Below are 16,599 nucleotides of genomic sequence, written 5' to 3' on the forward strand. Positions count from 1 at the left end.
CGGCCGCACCCCCTGGGGGCGCCGCAGCCGAACGACGAACCGGGGGCCGGGGGCCCGGGGGGGGCAGAGCCCCCCGGGCCGTCCGGCGTTACGCCACCACGAACCCGTCCGCCACCGACAGCGCCTCGTCCAGGATCGCGAGGCCCTCCTTGGCCTCGGCCTCCGTGACGTTGCAGGCCGGCACCGCGTGCGTGCGGTTCATGTTGACGAACGGCCACAGGCCCGACTTCTTGCAGGCCGCCGCGAACGCCGCCATCGGGGCGTTGGCCTCGCCCGTCGCGTTGTACGGCACGAGCGGCTCGCGGGTCTCCGGGTCGCGGACCAGGTCGAGGGCCCAGAAGACGCCGAGGCCGCGGACCTCGCCGACCGACGGGTGCCGTTCGGCCAGCTCGCGCAGGCCGGGGCCGAGGACGTCCTCGCCGATGCGGGCCGCGCGCTCGACGATCCGCTCCTCCTCCATGACCTCCAGGGTCGCGACGGCGGCAGCACAGGCCAGCGGGTGACCGGAGTACGTGAGCCCGCCGGGGTACGGCTTCTTCGCGAAGGTCTCCGCGATGGCGCCGGAGATCGCGACGCCGCCGAGCGGCACGTACCCGGAGTTGACGCCCTTGGCGAAGGTCAGCAGGTCGGGCACCACGTCGTAGTGGTCCGCCGCGAACCAGGCGCCGGTGCGGCCGAAGCCGGCCATGACCTCGTCGAGGACGAAGACGATGCCGTACCGGTCGCAGATCTCGCGGACGCCGGCCAGGTAGCCGGGCGGCGGGGTCATGATGCCGGCCGTGCCGGGGACGGTCTCCAGGACGATCGCGGCGATCGAGTTCGGGTTCTCGAACGCGATGGTGTCTTCCAGGTGCTGCAGCGCCCGCGCGCACTCCTCCGCCTCGGTCTCGGCGTAGAACGGCGAGCGGTACAGGAACGGCGCCCAGAAGTGCACGACGCCCGCCGTGCCGTTGTCGGAGGCCCAGCGGCGCGGGTCGCCGGTCAGGTTGATCGCGGCGGCGGTGGCGCCGTGGTACGAGCGGTAGGCGCTCATGATCTTCGGGCGGCCGGTGTGCAGCCGGGCCATGCGGACGGCGTTCTCGACGGCTTCCGCGCCGCCGTTGGTGAAGAAGATCTTGTCGAGGTCGCCGGGCGTGCGCTGCGCGATGAGGCGGGCGGCCTCGGAGCGCACGTCGACGGCGAAGGCGGGCGCGAACGTCGTCATCCGCCCGGCCTGCTCCTGCACGGCGGCCACGACCTTCGGGTGCTGGTACCCGATGTTGGTGTAGACGAGGCCGCTGGTGAAGTCGAGGTAGCGGTTGCCGTCGTAGTCCCAGAAGTACGCGCCCTCCGCACCGGCGACGGCGAGCGGGTCGATCAGCTCCTGCGCGGACCAGGAGTGGAACACGTGCGCCCGGTCGGCGGCCTTGACTGCGGCGCCCTTCGCGGGGTCGGCCTGAGGGGTGACATGAGGGGTCATGCGCCGAGAGTAAATGTCCGGGATGCGGACGAACCATCGGCGTCGTGTTCGGTGCGCGCGGGGCGGGCCCGACAGGTTGTCGACCGGGTCGCGTGTGAAGCCCCGACCCACCCCGAGGCCGTTGACAGCACCCTGTCGTGTTGACAGACTGCTGTCATGACTACTTCTCCCCGCAGACCCGTGCACGTCGCCGTCTACGACTCGTACGCCGACTGGGAGTCCGGTCACGCCACGGCCTGGCTGGCCCGCGGCGGGTACGAGATCCGGTACGTGGGACCGAGCCTCGACCCGGTCACCACGATCGGCGGCCTGCGCATCACGCCCGACCTCGCCCTCGCCGACGTACGCCCCGAGGACAGCGCGCTGCTGATCCTCACCGGCGGCGACCTGTGGGACGAAGGCGAGGAGCTCGCGCCGTTCGCCCGCACCGCGCGCGCGTTCCTCGACGCCGGGGTGCCCGTCGCCGCGATCTGCGGCGCCACCGCCGGACTCGCCCGCGAGGGCCTGCTCGACGACCGTCGGCACACCAGCAACGTCTCGTACTACCTCCAGGCCACCGGCTACCGAGGCGCCCAGCACTACGTCGCCGACGCCACCGCCGTCACCGACGGGAACCTGATCACCGCCAACAGCACCGACCCGGAGGGCTTCGCGCGCGAGATCCTCGGCCGGCTCGGGGTGTACGAGGGCGAGCAACTCGACGCCTGGTACCGGCTGTTCCGGCACTCCGACGCGGCGGCGTACGAGGTGCTGGCCGCGGCGGAGGCGGGCGAGGAGCGGTGAAGGAGACCGAGGCGCTCAGCCGGACCGCCCTCGGGGTCTTCCGGCTGAACGGTCAATTCCTCGCCGTGTCCGAGCAGTTGGCGAAGCCCGCCGGACTCACCGCCGCCTGGTGGCAGGTGCTCGGCGCGGTCCTCGCGGAGCCGCTTCCGGTGGCCGGGATCGCCCGCCGCATGGGCATCACCCGGCAGAGCGTGCAGCGCGTCGCCGACCGGCTCGTCGCCGACGGCCTCGCGCGGTACGAGCCCAACCCGGCCCACCGCAGGGCCAAGCTCGTCACGCCCACCGAGCAGGGCCGCGCCGCCGTCGACCGCATCCGCCCCGGCCACGCCCGCCTGGCCGCCGAGCTCGCCGCGGAACTCGGCGAGGCCGAACTCGCCGAGACCGTACGGGTGTTGGAGCGGCTGTCCGAGGCGCTGCGGAAACTGGAGCCGCCACCGGAGACGTGAGGCGGAACGGTACGACGGACCGCAGGAGCGCGGCCCGAACCGTGGGACGGAACCGCAGGAGCGCGGCCCGAACCGTGGGACGGAACCGCAGGAGCGTGCCGCCGGAACCGTAAGAGCGGTGGCTGTGCAGCGGCGCCCCGCCGGAGGCCACGTCAACTTATCCTCGGACGTGTCGGGCTGCGGCGAGCCGGTGTAACCGGTACGGGGAGGGCACGGGCCATGGACGAGCTTGGCGCTTCGGATCCGCGCACGATCGGCGCGTACCGGCTGCTCGGGCGGCTCGGTTCGGGCGGCATGGGGCAGGTGTTCCTCGCCCGCGCGGCCTCGGGGCGCACCGTCGCCGTGAAGCTGGTGCGGCAGGAACTCGCCGAGCAGGAGGAGTTCCGCAGCCGCTTCCGGCAGGAGGTCGAGACGGCACGGCAGGTCGCCGGGCCGTGGACCGCGCCCGTCCTCGACGCCGACACCGAGGCCGCGCGGCCCTGGCTCGCCACCGGCTATGTCGCCGGGCCCTCGCTGCACACCGTGGTGGCCCGCGAGCACGGCCCGCTGCCCGAGCGCTCCGTACGCATCCTGGCGGCCGGGCTCGCGCACGCGCTGCGGGACATCCACGCCGCCGGGGTGGTGCACCGCGACCTGAAGCCGTCCAACGTCCTGGTCACCATCGACGGGCCGCGCGTCATCGACTTCGGCATCGCCCGCGCCCTGGAGACGGTCACCGAGGGCGGGCTCACGCGCACCGGCGCGCTCGTCGGCTCGCCCGGCTTCATGGCGCCCGAGCAGGTGCGCGGCGACCGGATCACGCCGGCGTGCGACGTGTTCTGCCTCGGCTCGGTCCTCGCGTACGCGGCGACCGGAAGGCTGCCGTTCGGGGCGGAGAACAGCGGGGCGCACGCGTTGATGTTCCGGATCGCGCAGGAGGAGCCGGACCTGCGGGCGCTGCCGAACGCGCTGCGCGAGCTGATCCGCTCCTGCCTCGCGAAGGCCCCGGAGGACCGGCCCTCCCTCGACGCCCTCCTGCGGCACACCGGCGCCCACGCCACGGTGACCGACGGCCACGCCCGCGAGCCCTGGCTCCCCGGCACCCTGATCGCCCAACTCGGCCGCCACGCGGTGCGGTTGCTGAACGCGGAGGAGCCGCGGGGCGGGACGGGTCCGTACGGCGCGGGGAGTGCGGGCGGCGCGGGGAGTGCGGGCGGCGCGGGCGGCGTGGAGGGGCGCGTGCCGGAGCCGCGCACGCCTGCCGACGACGGAGGCACGGCAACGGTGCCGTCGGCGCCGACCGCACCGATACGCGGGAACGGGGCGGGGCCGTCCTTACGCGAGGAGAGGTCGAGCCCCGAACCCACTCTCCTCAGCAGCACCACTCCTCCCCCCACCCCCGCCGACGAGCCCGCCCTCGACGAGCTCCCCGCCCTCACCGACGACGACCCTCCGCACGCGCAGGCCTCCCCCGGTGCGCCGTACCCCGTCGGCTTCGGGCACCCGGCGACCGGCGGCGCCTCCGCCGCGCTGCCCGGGACCGGCCCCGCGCCCGACGACCTGCGGCCCGGCGCCGAGCCGCCGTTCGGCACCGACGCCTGGTACGCGCGCCTCGCCGAGCAGGAGCAGGAGCAGGCCCGGCACCACCTCCAGGAGCCCCCGCCCCAGCAGCGCAACAAACGGACCACTGCGTTCCTGATCGCCGTGGCCGTGGCCGTGGCGATCGGCGCGGGCGGCTCGGTGTACGCGATGATGCGGGGCGAGGGCCCCGGCCGCACGGACCAGCACGAGAGCGCGTCCCCGGAGGGTGCGGTTCCGGAGGTCTGGCTCGGGACCTGGCGGGCGAGCTTCGAGGCGGACGACGGCACCAACTCCCGTACGCTCACGCTCACTCGGGGCACGCGCGGCGAGCAGGTCATGCGTCTGGAGGGCTCGGGGCCGCGCCACGACTGCACCTGGACGGCGCGGCTGCGCTCGGCCGACGCCACCACCCTGAACCTCGGCCCGTCCACGGTCACGCGCGGCGATCCGGCCGACTGCCGCCCGGGCCCGGCGAGCGAGCTGACGCTGACCGGCGACGGCACCCTGGTCCGCGAACTCCTCGGCAGCGGCGGCACTCCGCTGACGTACGAACGCGTCCGCTGAACCACGCGTTCCGGCACTGAACCACGCGTTCCGGCACTGAACGTCCCGTGCCCGCAGCTGAACCACGCGTTCCGGCCAGGGCGGTGGCGGGGCGAGCGGGCGTCCGGGCAGTGAACAGCAGGCGAAACCAGGGGAGTTGGTCGAACGAAGCAACGATTCCGGCCATAGCGTGCCCCCGTGGATGACTGGCTCAGCGCGGAGAACGTGATCGCCGTCGGCACCGCCCTCCTCGGCGTCCTCGCGTCGATGGCCGCCCTCTGGTACGAGCGCCGGGTGCCGCGGCGCAAACGCATCGGCTACCGCGTGCAGATGGACACGCCCATCGGCAGCGACGAGGGCCCGGGGCGCGGGAACGTGCGCCTCGGCCTGTTCGACGAGGACCCGTCGATGACCGACGCGACGCTGGTGCTGCTCCGTGTCGAGAACGACGGCGCGCAGTCCATCGCGGGCGACGACTACACGGGGCGTGAACTGCACGGCCTCACCGCCGAGTTCAGCGGCCGCACGATCCGCGGCATAGCGGTGACGCAGCCCGGCGACTCCGGCCATCTGATGGAGCACTTCCGGCCCGCGCTCGGCATGGTGCACAGCGGCTCCACCCTCCGCATCCCGCGGGTGCCGCTCAACCCGGGCGAGCACTTCAAGCTGCTCGTGCTGCTCACCGGCGGCCATGTCGGCGACGACGTCAGCATCACGGGCGGCATCCGCGACGGCGAGGTCCAGCCCAACCGCAGTACGACGCCCGACGACACCCCGCCGCTGCTCAGCCCGGCCGCGCGGCTGCTGACGGGGCTGCTCACGCTGTGCGTCCTGGCGCTGTCCACGCTGATCGTGGTGGGCGGCGACCGGCCGCCGATGGGCTGCGCCAAGGGCACGTTGACGGTCGTCGGTTCCACCGCGTTCAAGCCGGTCGCGGAGGAGCTGGCCGACAAGTACGAGAAGGACTGCCCGGGTTCGGACATCACCGTCGACGCGCACGGCAGCGCGCCCGGCATCAACGAGCTGGACGAGGCCGGAGCGAAGTCGTCCGCCTCGCCGGCCGTCGTCGCGTTCTCGGACGGGCCCAAGCCGAGCGGGCATCCGCGGCTGCGGGAGAACCGGGTCGCCGTGTCGTCGTTCGCGATGGTCCTCAACGACCGGGTGCCGCTGAAGAACCTGTCCCTCGACGATCTGCGCAGGCTCTACCGCGGCGAGGCCCGCACCTGGCGCGAGCTCGACCGCTCCCTGCCGGACCTGCCGGTGGTCCTGGTCAGCCGGAACTCCAACTCCGGTACGCGTGCGGTGTTCCAGCGGCGGATCCTGCGCGGTTTCGAGGACGCGCCGTCGTCCGCGGACTGCCGCCGCAAGGACGATCCGAAGGCGCGCATCGTGCGCTGCGAGGCCGACAGCACGGAGCAGTTGCTGGCGTCCGTCGCGGACGTCCCGGGCGCGGTCGGGTACGCCGAGCTGCGCTCCACCTCCGTGCCGAAGGGCCTGCACCGGCTCAGCCTGGACGGGCACGCGCCGACGATCGAGGACGTGGCGGACTCCGCGTATCCCTTCCGGGAGATCGAGCACGCCTATACGTACGGGCGTCCGCCCGCGGACTCTCTTGTCTCCAGCTTTCTCAACTACACGTTGCGGGGCAGCGGTCAGGACGTGATCCGCACGCACGGCCATGTCCCCTGCGCGTCCCCGGAGGGCCTGCGTGCCTGCGGCTGACGGGCGTTCTCAGTGACCGCCTAGGCTGCCGCCCATGACTCAGGGGGACGGCGATCACGAGCCGGTGTTCAAGAAGAGCCGTTGGGGAACCAACCGGTACGTCTACAACCTCAACAATCCGGTCGGCCTGGCGCTCGCCATCGGCAGTGTGCTCTTCGCGGGCGTCATGATGCTGATGATGGAGACCAGGTCCGGCCCCTTCGAACCGCCGAAGGAAACGCCGTGGAGCCCGCCCGTGGAGGACTACCCGACGTACGACTTCGGCCCCGCCCCTGACGCATCGAAGTCACCCGAGCCGTCCGATCCGGGGACCACCGGCTCCCCGTCCCCCGCTCAACTCCCTTAGCGCACGTACTTCTTCAGGGGTTCCGTGTCCAGCGCGATACCGACCGGCTCGGGCAGGGTCGTCTTCTCGCCGAACGGCACGATGTCCACGTGCAGGTACTGGCCGTGGTCGGTGTTCGGGCGGGTGTGGACAGCGAGCGCCTGCCGGTCCCGGTCGACCAGCAGATAGACCGGAATGCCTGCGGCCGCGTACGCGGCGGGCTTCTCGTGGCGATCGCGGCTGTCGGTGTCGGCGTCGTACGACGTGACCTCGACGACCATCAGCGCGCCCTCGGGGTCCGCCCAGTCACCCTCCTGGTCCACGAAGTGGTCGACCGGGGCCAGCGTCCCGTCCGGGATGGCGCGGCCCTTGCGATATCGCTCGACCCGCAGCCCCTGGTTCGCGACCAGGTCCAGCTCGGGGCGAGCCTGCATGCACTGCCTGATCAGCCACGCCACCAGGGCCGCATGCTTGCTGTCCGTCACAGGCTTCACCTCGAGCCGACCGTTGACGAACTCCAACGTGACGGTCTCGGGTGCAGCGGAGGCGAGTTCCTCGAAGTCCTCCACCGACATCTGAGACGTGCGCTCTGCCATGACCGTCATGCTGCCCTCCCTTCCGTCCGCATGCCAGTGTCGCCGAGCACGACGAAGGGGCGGACCGCTTCAGAAGCAGTCCACCCCTTCGAGTGAATGTGCGAATCGCTCGAACCGAGTACGGTTCAATCAGCTCAGAGGAAAGAGTTGATCTCGATCGTCTCGTCCCGGCCCGGACCCACGCCGATCGCGGAGATCGGCGCCCCGGACATCTCCTCCAGCGCCTTCACGTACGCCTGCGCGTTCTTCGGCAGGTCCGAGAAGGACTTGGCCTTGGTGATGTCCTCGGACCAGCCCGGCAGGTACTCGTACACCGGCTTCGCGTGGTGGAAGTCGGTCTGGCTGTACGGGAGTTCCTCGACACGCTTGCCGTCGATCTCGTACGCGACGCAGACCGGGATCTGCTCCCAGCCGGTGAGGACGTCGAGCTTGGTGAGGAAGAAGTCCGTGAGGCCGTTGACCCGGGTCGCGTAGCGGGCGATGACCGCGTCGAACCAGCCGCAGCGGCGGTCACGGCCGGTGGTGACACCGCGCTCGCCGCCGATCCGGCGCAGGTCCTCGCCGTCCTGGTCGAACAGCTCGGTCGGGAACGGTCCGGCGCCGACACGGGTCGTGTACGCCTTCAGGATGCCGATGACCCGGTTGATCTTCGTGGGCCCGACGCCCGCTCCCGTGCACGCGCCGCCCGAGGTCGGGTTGGAGGACGTGACGAAGGGGTACGTGCCGTGGTCCACGTCGAGCAGCGTGCCCTGGCCGCCCTCGAAGAGGACGACCTTGCCCTCGTCGATGGCGTTGTTGAGGATCAGCGTGGTGTCCGCGACGTACGGCTTGAGCTGGTCCGCGAAGGTCAGCATCTCCTCGACGATCTTGTCCGTCTCGATCGCGCGACGGTTGAAGACCTTGGTGAGCAGCTGGTTCTTCGTGTCGAGGGCCGCCTCGACCTTCTGCGTCAGGATCGACTCGTCGTAGAGGTCCTGGACGCGGATGCCGACGCGGTTGATCTTGTCCGCGTACGTCGGGCCGATGCCGCGGCCCGTGGTGCCGATCTTGCGCTTGCCGAGGAAGCGCTCCGTCACCTTGTCGACGGTGACGTTGTACGGCGTGATCAGGTGGGCGTTGCCGCTGATCAGGAGCTTGGAGGTGTCGACGCCGCGCTCGTTCAGGCCGCTCAGCTCGGAGAGCAGCACCGCCGGGTCGACGACGACACCATTGCCGATGACGGGCGTACACCCCGGCGAGAGGATTCCGGAGGGGAGGAGGTGGAGCGCGTACTTCTGGTCGCCTACGACAACCGTGTGGCCGGCGTTGTTGCCGCCCTGGTAGCGCACCACATAGTCAACGGAGCCACCGAGCAGGTCGGTGGCCTTTCCCTTGCCCTCGTCACCCCACTGAGCACCGAGCAGCACAAGTGCGGGCACAGGCGTACACCCCTTCCGGGCGGGGCATGTCCAAGGTCAGGGGCGTGCACGAACGCGTCACGAACGCTCGACGAACGTTGTCGTACGCGCACACCGCGACCCTCGTTGGCCGCACCCGTCGGACCGGTGCCCCGGAATAGACGAAGCCCCTGGCGCAATAGCGCAAGGGGCTCTTGCACAAAGATGCTACCCGAGGAAGGACCGAGGTGTCGGCTCCAGAGCCCGCCGGGCACAGCGCGCAGCCGCTGAACCCGGCCCATCCGCTCCTGGTGGTGATCGATCCGACGGCCCGCGCGGTCGACGGGGAGTCGGTCCGGATCGCGAAGGACGTGCTGTGCGCGGGCGCGTCCGGCGGCCCGCCGAAGGTGTGCCTGCCGGACGGCCCGGAGGAGTTCGCCCGTGCCCTGACCCGGCGCGGTTCCCGCAGGCCGGTGGTGGTCGGCGACGACCGCGCGCTGCTACGCGCGGTGAGCGCCCTGCACCGCGAGCGCGAACTGTCCGCCGCGACCCTCTCCCTGGTCCCGGTCGGCACGGCGACGGGTCTCGCGCACGCGCTCGGCGTGCCGACGGGCGCGGTGGCCGCCGCCCGCACGGTCCTCGACGGCTCGCCCCGCCGCCTCGACCTGCTCGTCGACGACAGCGACGGGGTGGTGCTCGGCCGCCTGGCGATCCCGGCGGCGGTGGCGGCGAACGGGGCGGAGGCGGGGTCCCGGGCGGGGTCGAGGTCGGGAGGCCGAGCCGGGTCCGGCGCGGGGTCCGGTGCGGCGCCGGGTCCGGACTCGTCCGACGGCTCGGGTTCCGGCTCGGGTTCCGGCTCGGGTTCCGGCTCGGGTTCCGGCTCGGGTTCCGGTCCGGGGGCGTTGCTGCGTACGTGCCAGTCGCTGATGCGGACGCTCGTACGGCCCTCGCCCTCGGTGCGCGCGACGCCGGGGCCCGCGCGGCTGCGGGTGGAGGCGGACGGGGTGACGCTCGTCGACCTGGACCAGCCGGTCGTCGGGGTCTCGGTGCGGCCGCTGCGCGGCGGTCTCGCGCGGGTCGAGGTGTGGGCCACGGGCGCGGAGTCCCCGGTACGGGCGCACGCGCGCACGGTCACGGTCTCCGGCCCGGACTTCCGCTACCGCGCGGACGCCGTGACGTCCGGCCCGGTCAGGGCACGGACATGGACGGTACGGCCGGAGGCATGGGCGTTGACGCTGCCGGGGTGAGGCGGGCGTCGGCGGGGCGGCGGGCCCCGCCGACCCGTCACTCTCCGAACAGCTCCTCGCGGCGGGCGCGCCAGCGGTCAAGCATCAGGGGCAGCTCCTCGCCGACGAACTCGAAGAAAGCCTGCGTCTCCGCCATCCGGCGGCCCGCGGGCGTATCGGCGCCGAGGCTGTTCACGCCCTCGCGCAGCGCCTCCTCCCAGCGCTTCATGATCTGGTCGCGGTTGGCGAGCGCCTCGTACCACTGGTTGTTGTGCACGCGGTACCGGTCGCGGCGGGTGCCGGGCTCGCGCTCGCGGGAGACCATGTGCTGCTGCGTGAGGTAGCGCACCGCGCCGGAGACCGCGGCCGGGCTGACCTGGAGCTGCCGGCCGAGCTCCGCCGACGACATGGCGCCGGAGTCGGACGCGAGGAGCGCGGCGAACACACGGGCCGGCATGCGCTGGACGCCCGCCTCCACGAACGCGGCCGCGAAGTTCTCCACGAAGCGCGCGACGGCCTCTTCGTTCCGTGCCGTGGCGGCACCCTTCTTGTCGGCCCGTCCCGTGCCGGCCTGCTGGCCCATCGCCCGATCATCTCCCCTGCTCAGCGCGGTGCTCTCGCGTCCGTCGAGTTTATACGCTTCCTTAACTTCACAAATTTGTGAAACTACCGTACGTTCAAAATCATGACGAAGGCAATCACCGTCTCCGGACTCCACAAGTCCTTCGGACGGACACACGCGCTCGACGGCCTCGACCTGGACGTCGAGACCGGTGAGGTCCATGGCTTCCTCGGCCCCAACGGCGCCGGGAAGTCCACCACCATCCGCGTACTGCTCGGCCTGCTCCGCGCCGACTCCGGCGCGGCCCAACTCCTCGGCCGGGACCCGTGGAACGACGCGGTCGCACTGCACCGGCGCATCGCCTACGTGCCCGGCGACGTGGAGCTGTGGCCGAACCTCACCGGCGGCGAGGCCATCGACCTGCTCTCCCGGCTGCGCGGAGGGCTGGACAAGGCGCGGCGGGATGCGCTGATCGACCGCTTCGACCTCGATCCGACGAAGAAGGGCCGGGCGTACTCGAAGGGAAACCGGCAGAAGGTCGCCATCGTCGCGGCCCTCGCCTCCGACGCCGAGCTGCTGCTCCTCGACGAGCCGACGGCCGGGCTCGACCCCCTCATGGAAGTCGTCTTCCAGGACGTCATCGGCGAGGCCAAGGCGGCCGGCAAGACCGTGCTGCTGTCCAGCCACATCCTGGCGCAGGTCGAGAAGCTCTGTGACCGGGTGAGCATCATCCGGCTGGGCAGGACCGTGCAGTCGGGCACGCTCAGCGAGATGCGGCACCTGACCCGCACCACCGTCGAGGTCGAGACCGAGCGCCCCGCCGACGGGCTCGACATCCTGACCGGCGTGCACGATCTCACCACGGACGGGACGCGCGTCCGCTTCGCCGTGGACGGCGCCCAACTCGACGCCGCGCTCAAGCAGTTGACCGGCTTCGGAATCCGGTCCCTGGTCAGCCACCCTCCGACGCTCGAAGAGCTCATGTTGCGCCACTACGGCGACGAGCTCGCCCAGAACGGCCACGGCAACGGCGGCAACAACGGCAGGATTTCCGACTCCGACGGCCATGGCAGCAGTGCGGGCCGTGGGCGCAGCCGCGGCCGTGGGCGTACGGCGAAGAAGGAAGACGTGCGATGAGAACCGCCACCCACACGGTCGCCACGAAGGCGCCTGCCCCCGGGCCCGCCTTCATCGGCGGCAACGCGCTGGCCGGCACCCGCACCCTGATCCGCTTCGCGTTGCGCCGCGACCGCGTGCGGCTCCCGGTGTGGATCCTCGCGCTGTTCGTCGGCACGCTCGCCACGGCGGCCAACTTCGAGACGCTGTACGCCAGTTCCGAGCAGCGGGCCTCGGTCGTGCAGACCATGGACAGCCCCGCCGGGCTCGCCATGACCGGCCCGCGCCACTACCTCGACGACTACGGGTTCGGCGCCATGCTGAGCCACCAGATGCTCGGCTTCATGGCCGTCCTCGTCGGCCTGATGAGCGTCCTGGTCATCACCCGGCACACGCGCGCCGAGGAGGAGACCGGCCGCGCCGAGCTGCTCCGTTCCACGGTGGTCGGCCGGCACGCACAGCTCGCGGCTGCGCTGTCGGTGGCGGTGCTCGCCAACGTCGCACTCGCGCTGCTCCTCGCTCTCGGTCTGTCCGGCATGGGCGTCACCGGCATCGACACCCCCGGCTCGCTGCTGTACGGCTTCGCGCACGCCGCGGCCGGCATCGCGTTCGCCGGGGTCGCCGCCGTCACCGTGCAGATCACGCCGCACACGCGCGGCGCGACCGGCATGGCCCTGGCTGTCATCGGCCTCGCCTACGTGCTGCGCGCGGCCGGCGACGCGGGCGACAACGGCGCGCTGTCCTGGCTCTCGCCGATCGGCTGGGTCCAGCGGACGTACGCATACGTCGACGACCACTGGTGGCCGCTGCTGCTCTGCCTGGCGCTCGCCGTGGTCTGCGGCGGTGCCGGGTTCGTGCTCTCGACACGGCGGGACGTGGGCGCGGGCCTGCGCGCCTCGCGTCTCGGCCGCCCCTCGGCCTCAGCTGCGCTGACCCGCCCGTTCGGGTTCGCGCTACGGCTGCACCGCGGGATGCTCATCGGCTTCGGTGCGGGTCTGTTCCTGATGGGTGCGATGTACGGCTCGATCCTCGGGGACGCCGAGGACATGCTGAAGAACATCGACCAGATCCAGGAGGCGTTGCAGCGGGTCGGCGGTGGCACGATCGCCGAGTCGTTCGCGTCGATGGTGATGGTGGTGCTCACTGTCGTGGCCTCCGTCTACGTGGTCATGGCCGCTCTGCGTCCCCGCTCCGAGGAGAGCGCCGGCCGAGCCGAGCCGCTGCTCGCCACGGGGCTCTCCCGGGACCGCTGGGTCGGCAGCCACCTCGCGGTGGCGATGCTCGGCGGTACGGCACTTCTCGCCCTGGCCGGTCTTGGCATCGGTCTGGCGGGTGCGGGCTCGACCGGTGAGGGCGCCCTGGTGCTGAAGCTCACGGGGGCCGCCCTCGCCTACGCACCCGCGCTGTGGGTGACCGTCGGCGTGGCCGTGGTGTTCTTCGGCTGGTTCCCGCGGGCCGTCGCGGCGACGTGGATCGTCCCTGTCTACGCCTTCGTGGTCGGCTACCTGGGCGAGCTGTTCCAGTTCCCCTCCTGGATGGCGAACCTGTCGCCGTTCGGCCATGTGCCGCAGTTGCCGGCCGCGGACATGGAGTGGACCCCGCTGCTGGTCCTGACGGTGCTGGCGGCGGCCCTGAACTGGCTAGGCCTGGCAGGCTTCCGGCGCAGGGACCTGGAGACGAAGTAGCGCCCCTGGACGCCACGGGAGCGGGCGCGGGGGCGGGCGAGCCCCTTCGGTCGGGCGGCCCGAGCCGGCCCCTTCGAACGTGCGGTGCGGGCGAGCCTCTTCGGTCGGGCGGCCCGAGCCGGCCCCTTCGGCCGTGTGGCGCGGCGAGCCCTTCGATCGTGCGGTGCCCCCGGCCTGTAACGGAGTCGGGGGCACCGCACCTCGCGCGGTGCGGTCCCGAGGGTGCGCGGTTCAGCGCACGTGACTCTCCCCACCGGCGCCCACCTCGCCCGGACGGGTCAGCGAGCCTACGAAGGCGTCACCAGCCGCGCCTCGTAGGCGAACACCGCCGCCTGCGTCCGGTCCCGCAGGCCCAGCTTCACCAGGATCCTGCTGACGTGCGTCTTGATCGTCGACTCGGCCACCACCAACTGGAGCGCTATCTCCGCGTTGGACCGCCCCTGGGCGATCAGGACCAGCACCTCCGTCTCCCGCTCCGTCAGATCCCCGACCTGGGTGACCGCCGGCGCCTTCACCGAGCCGAGCCTCGCGAACTCGGAGATCAGGCGTCGCGTCACCGTCGGCGCGAGCAGCGCCTCCCCCGAGGCCACCACCCGTATGCCGTCGGCGAGTTGGCGGGCCGAGGCGTCCTTGAGGAGGAACCCGGAGGCACCGGCGCGCAGCGCCTCGTAGACGTACTCGTCGAGGTCGAACGTCGTCAGGACCAGCACCCGCGTCCCCGTCTCGGCGGCGACTATCTCGCGTGTCGCCTCGATGCCGTTCAGCTCCGGCATCCGGATGTCCATCAGGACGATGTCCGGCCGGAGTTCGACCGTCTTCGCCACCGCCTCCCGCCCGTTGACCGCCTCCCCCACGACCTCGATCCCCGGCATCGCGCCGAGCAGCACGGAGAACCCCTCGCGGACCATCATCTGGTCGTCCGCGATCAGCACCCGGATGTCGCCCGGCTCGCCGTGCCGCGCGTCGCTCCGCTCGTCGTTCATGCGGCCCGCTCCTCGTCGCCGCCCCGCACGGGCAGGAACACCTCCACCTCGTACCCACCGTCCGCGCTCGCCCCGGCCGTCATCTCGCCGTCGAGCATCGCGACCCGCTCCCGCATGCCGGTCAGCCCGTGCCCGGCGCCGGGTGAGGCCTTGGCCAGGCCGGTCGGCGGGCCGTTGACTATGCGCAGGCCGAGGCCGCCGAGGACGTACGCGATCTCCACCTCGGCGGCGGCGCCGGGTGCGTGCCGCAGGGCGTTGCTGAGGGCCTCCTGCACGATGCGGTACGCCGACAGCTCCACGCCCGGCGGCAGAGGACGCACCGCCCCCGTGACGGACTGCCGCACGCTCAGCCCGGCCTCGCGGACGTTGTCGACGAGCGCGCCGAGGTCGCCGAGCGTCGGCTGCGGCGCGTCCGGCGCCTCGTAGTTCTCCGCGCGTACGACGCCGAGGACGCGGCGGAGTTCGGTGAGCGCCGCGACCGCGTTCTCCCTGATCGTGGCGAAGGCCTGGGCCAGCTCGGGCGGCGGGTTCTCCACCCGGTACGGGGCGGCTTCCGCCTGGATGGCGACGACGGACATGTGGTGGGCGACCACGTCGTGCAGCTCGCGGGCGATGGTGGTGCGCTCCTCCAGCAGGGTCCGCTTCGACCGCTCCGCGAGCGTCACCTCCTCCTTCTCCTCGACCTCGCGTTCCTTGGCGACGACCTCGCGCCGCGCGGACGACCAGCCGCGCACGGAGGCCGCGACGGCGAGGGTCAGCCCGGAGGCCACCGTCATCACGGCCGCCGGCGCGGACTCGCCGATCAACAGCCCGAGCACGACCGCGAAGGCGACCGTGACCGCCCACAGCTCCAGGGCCACACGCGGCCTGGTACGGAACGTCACGAAGGCGATCACGAAGAGGTGGGCCAGGAACCCGGGCACCGTCCACGGGAAGATCGGGTCGAGGGAGAGCGGCACCATGACCACGGTCGTCGCGAACGACAGCCAGAACGCGGCGACGGGCCGGAACAGCGTCATCAGCACCGGCGCCACCGCGAACAGCGCGGTGACGACGCCCTCCGCGAGGTCCCGGTTCGGCAGCCACGCCCCGGAGAGGAAGATGAACGCCGCCACCAGCACGATCCCGGCGTGCGGCAGCCAACGGGCGGAGCTGCGACGGGACTTGGGGATCACCCGCAGCAGCCGGGTGGCCCCGTCGCCCTCCACGGCGAGCGGCTCCATCGGGCGGAACGCGAACGCTCCGCTCAGCAGATCGGCACGGAACGCCTGCCGCGCGGCGCGCAGCAGTCCGGCCTCGGTCGGCAATGGCTTGGTCATCGGCTTCACCCCCCAAACGCTAGGCGCGCCCCGCTCCCGGGTCGTCACCCTCACTACGGATCTCCGACAGTCCCCCTCAAGGACTACGCCCCCTCAGTCCTCAGCCGGGAGTCACTCCTCGTACGGGTCCGAGCGATGGCTCAAGGACGACGCGACGGACCGTGTCAGCGCACGAAGTCCCGTAGCTTCTCCGTGCCGAACTCGACGTCCACGGGGGTGGGCAGGTGCAGCCGGTCGCCGAATTTCACGATGTGGATGTCCTGATACCGGCCGGCCTCGGCGTCCGTGCTGCTGTGGACGATCAAGGTGCCCACTTCGCGGTCGATCAGCAGGTACACCGGAATGCCTGCCGCCGCGTACGCGGAGGGTTTCTCCTTCCGGTCCCGGCGGTCGGCGTCCGCGTCGAACGAGGTGACCTCCACCGTCATGAGGACGCCTTCGGTGTCGGCCCACTCGCCGTCCCCTGCGAAATGGGCCTCGGGGACGAGCGTGGCATCGGGGCGGGCCCGCCCTCTGCGGTAAGCCTCGACCCTCAGACCCTGCTCCGCGTACAGGTCCAGCTCCGGCCTGTGCTGCATGCACTGCCGCATCAGCCAGGTCACGATGGTCGTGTGGTCTCCGTCCGGGGCGCGCTTGACTCCGATCCGTCCGCCGATGAACTCCAACTTGACGGTGTTGTCCGAGTCCTTGGCGGCGAAGTCCGCAAGCCGCTCGAACCCCTCCAGCGACACCGGGGACCTCTGAGTCGCGCGCTCTGCCATGACCGTCATGGCGCCCTCCTTCCCAGGCACGAGCCAGCCTGCCGAGGCCCACATGCCGGAGGCGACAGTTCCGCGATCACCTCACTCGAACGAATGAGCGCATAGCCGCAGCGCGCCTCCGCCGCCCCGCCCATGCG

15 protein-coding genes are annotated in these 16,599 nt (G+C 72.0%); 8 read left to right on the forward strand and 7 right to left on the reverse strand.

All coding sequences use genetic code 11. The features are described 5' to 3' along the window. Positions 1-88: 88 nt before the first annotated feature. The gene (locus tag ACIDOF_RS35625) at positions 89-1,459 is read right to left on the reverse strand and encodes an aspartate aminotransferase family protein (RefSeq protein WP_409010389.1); all 1,371 of its coding nucleotides are present in this window, start codon (positions 1,457-1,459) and stop codon (positions 89-91) included. 156 nt (positions 1,460-1,615) lie between these two features. Here ACIDOF_RS35625 and ACIDOF_RS35630 point away from each other — a divergent pair, with 156 nt between their 5' ends. The 5 genes from ACIDOF_RS35630 (at position 1,616) to ACIDOF_RS35650 (ending at position 6,859) form a co-directional block, all read left to right on the forward strand. After that, positions 1,616-2,242, forward strand: a complete 627-nt coding sequence (locus ACIDOF_RS35630; protein WP_409010390.1) for a type 1 glutamine amidotransferase family protein — start codon at positions 1,616-1,618, stop codon at positions 2,240-2,242. Next, positions 2,239-2,688, forward strand: coding sequence for a MarR family winged helix-turn-helix transcriptional regulator (locus ACIDOF_RS35635; RefSeq protein ID WP_409010391.1), 450 nt, complete (start codon positions 2,239-2,241; stop codon positions 2,686-2,688). Before ACIDOF_RS35630 ends, ACIDOF_RS35635 begins: the two co-directional genes overlap by 4 nt. A 219-nt stretch (positions 2,689-2,907) precedes the next feature. Continuing rightward, complete coding sequence (locus ACIDOF_RS35640) at positions 2,908-4,812, forward strand: protein kinase domain-containing protein (RefSeq protein ID WP_409010392.1); 1,905 nt, start codon at positions 2,908-2,910, stop codon at positions 4,810-4,812. 177 nt (positions 4,813-4,989) lie between these two features. After that, a complete protein-coding gene (locus ACIDOF_RS35645; protein WP_409010393.1) occupies positions 4,990-6,513 on the forward strand; it encodes a PstS family phosphate ABC transporter substrate-binding protein in 1,524 nt (507 codons plus the stop codon). Between the two features lie 34 nt (positions 6,514-6,547). Then, a complete protein-coding gene (locus tag ACIDOF_RS35650; RefSeq protein ID WP_409010394.1) occupies positions 6,548-6,859 on the forward strand; it encodes a hypothetical protein in 312 nt (103 codons plus the stop codon). On the opposite strand, the gene ACIDOF_RS35655 is transcribed toward ACIDOF_RS35650, so the two are convergent. Together ACIDOF_RS35655 and ACIDOF_RS35660 are read right to left on the reverse strand one after the other, a co-directional pair. Next, positions 6,856-7,443, reverse strand: coding sequence for a Uma2 family endonuclease (locus tag ACIDOF_RS35655; protein ID WP_409010395.1), 588 nt, complete (start codon positions 7,441-7,443; stop codon positions 6,856-6,858). The genes ACIDOF_RS35650 and ACIDOF_RS35655 overlap by 4 nt on opposite strands. Positions 7,444-7,568: 125 nt before the next feature. After that, positions 7,569-8,852 (reverse strand): adenylosuccinate synthase, encoded by a 1,284-nt coding sequence (locus ACIDOF_RS35660; protein ID WP_409010396.1) that lies wholly within the window; start codon positions 8,850-8,852, stop codon positions 7,569-7,571. Positions 8,853-9,058: 206 nt separating this feature from the next. On the opposite strand from ACIDOF_RS35660, the gene ACIDOF_RS35665 reads away from it, so the two are divergent. Then, positions 9,059-10,057 (forward strand): diacylglycerol kinase family protein, encoded by a 999-nt coding sequence (locus tag ACIDOF_RS35665; protein WP_409010397.1) that lies wholly within the window; start codon positions 9,059-9,061, stop codon positions 10,055-10,057. Positions 10,058-10,094: 37 nt separating this feature from the next. Here ACIDOF_RS35665 and ACIDOF_RS35670 read toward each other — a convergent pair whose 3' ends face one another. Continuing rightward, positions 10,095-10,619 carry a GbsR/MarR family transcriptional regulator gene (locus ACIDOF_RS35670; RefSeq protein WP_409010398.1) on the reverse strand — a complete coding sequence of 175 codons (525 nt, stop codon included), beginning with the start codon at positions 10,617-10,619 and terminating at the stop codon, positions 10,095-10,097. Between the two features lie 102 nt (positions 10,620-10,721). Here ACIDOF_RS35670 and ACIDOF_RS35675 point away from each other — a divergent pair, with 102 nt between their 5' ends. Then, on the forward strand, positions 10,722-11,735 hold the full coding sequence (locus tag ACIDOF_RS35675) for an ATP-binding cassette domain-containing protein (protein WP_409010399.1): 1,014 nt from the start codon (positions 10,722-10,724) through the stop codon (positions 11,733-11,735). Beyond that, positions 11,732-13,399 carry an ABC transporter permease gene (locus tag ACIDOF_RS35680; protein ID WP_409010400.1) on the forward strand — a complete coding sequence of 556 codons (1,668 nt, stop codon included), beginning with the start codon at positions 11,732-11,734 and terminating at the stop codon, positions 13,397-13,399. The genes ACIDOF_RS35675 and ACIDOF_RS35680 overlap by 4 nt, the downstream gene beginning before the upstream one ends. Positions 13,400-13,686: 287 nt before the next feature. On the opposite strand, the gene ACIDOF_RS35685 is transcribed toward ACIDOF_RS35680, so the two are convergent. The 3 genes from ACIDOF_RS35685 to ACIDOF_RS35695 form a co-directional block, all read right to left on the reverse strand. Further along, positions 13,687-14,382 (reverse strand): response regulator, encoded by a 696-nt coding sequence (locus ACIDOF_RS35685; protein WP_409010401.1) that lies wholly within the window; start codon positions 14,380-14,382, stop codon positions 13,687-13,689. Next, positions 14,379-15,701 (reverse strand): sensor histidine kinase, encoded by a 1,323-nt coding sequence (locus ACIDOF_RS35690; protein ID WP_409010402.1) that lies wholly within the window; start codon positions 15,699-15,701, stop codon positions 14,379-14,381. The genes ACIDOF_RS35685 and ACIDOF_RS35690 overlap by 4 nt, the downstream gene beginning before the upstream one ends. Before the next feature lie 164 nt (positions 15,702-15,865). After that, positions 15,866-16,471, reverse strand: a complete 606-nt coding sequence (locus ACIDOF_RS35695) for a Uma2 family endonuclease (RefSeq protein ID WP_409010403.1) — start codon at positions 16,469-16,471, stop codon at positions 15,866-15,868. Positions 16,472-16,599: the final 128 nt, after the last annotated feature.

Source organism: Streptomyces sp. Da 82-17 (genome assembly GCF_046098215.1).
Taxonomy (GTDB): domain Bacteria; phylum Actinomycetota; class Actinomycetes; order Streptomycetales; family Streptomycetaceae; genus Streptomyces.

Coding starts and splice junctions, on each gene's coding strand:
- ACIDOF_RS35625 (WP_409010389.1), bottom strand. CDS start 1,459: ATGACCCCTCATGTCACCCCTCAGGCCGACCCCGCGAAGGGCGCCGCA.
- ACIDOF_RS35630 (WP_409010390.1), top strand. CDS start 1,616: ATGACTACTTCTCCCCGCAGACCCGTGCACGTCGCCGTCTACGACTCG.
- ACIDOF_RS35640 (WP_409010392.1), top strand. CDS start 2,908: ATGGACGAGCTTGGCGCTTCGGATCCGCGCACGATCGGCGCGTACCGG.
- ACIDOF_RS35650 (WP_409010394.1), top strand. CDS start 6,548: ATGACTCAGGGGGACGGCGATCACGAGCCGGTGTTCAAGAAGAGCCGT.
- ACIDOF_RS35655 (WP_409010395.1), bottom strand. CDS start 7,443: ATGACGGTCATGGCAGAGCGCACGTCTCAGATGTCGGTGGAGGACTTC.
- ACIDOF_RS35670 (WP_409010398.1), bottom strand. CDS start 10,619: ATGGGCCAGCAGGCCGGCACGGGACGGGCCGACAAGAAGGGTGCCGCC.
- ACIDOF_RS35675 (WP_409010399.1), top strand. CDS start 10,722: ATGACGAAGGCAATCACCGTCTCCGGACTCCACAAGTCCTTCGGACGG.
- ACIDOF_RS35680 (WP_409010400.1), top strand. CDS start 11,732: ATGAGAACCGCCACCCACACGGTCGCCACGAAGGCGCCTGCCCCCGGG.
- ACIDOF_RS35685 (WP_409010401.1), bottom strand. CDS start 14,382: ATGAACGACGAGCGGAGCGACGCGCGGCACGGCGAGCCGGGCGACATC.
- ACIDOF_RS35690 (WP_409010402.1), bottom strand. CDS start 15,701: ATGACCAAGCCATTGCCGACCGAGGCCGGACTGCTGCGCGCCGCGCGG.
- ACIDOF_RS35695 (WP_409010403.1), bottom strand. CDS start 16,471: ATGACGGTCATGGCAGAGCGCGCGACTCAGAGGTCCCCGGTGTCGCTG.